At 44.1% G+C, this 363-nt stretch carries 1 rRNA gene; it reads right to left on the minus strand.

What is annotated here, in order from left to right:
* Positions 1–221 (minus strand): 23S ribosomal RNA (locus ACE419_RS11585); the annotation flags it as partial.
* Positions 222–363: the final 142 nt, after the last annotated feature.

Genomic DNA, 363 nt, shown 5'->3' on the forward strand with positions numbered 1-363 from the left:
GGGAATCTCGTTTGATTACTCTTCCTCCGGCTACTTAGATGTTTCAGTTCACCGGGTGTGCCTTCCGTAGATAGTACAACATAACTTGTACTGGGTTGCCCCATTCGGAGATTCATGGATCAAAGCCTACTTGCGGCTCCCCATGACTTTTCGCAGCTTATCGCGTCCTTCATCGGCTCGGAACGCCTAGGCATCCGCCATATGCCCTTTGTAGCTTAACTATTTGTTCGCTAAAGGTATCATATCACTATGATGTCTATGCTTGAATCCTAAAATGTTCAGTTAAACCATTCTGTTCACACTGTCGTGCGACTCGATGATTTTGATACATTTCATTTCTTCTGTGTAGTTTTCAGTGTACAT

This window comes from Mitsuokella apri (assembly GCF_047974105.1).
Classification (GTDB): domain Bacteria; phylum Bacillota; class Negativicutes; order Selenomonadales; family Selenomonadaceae; genus Mitsuokella.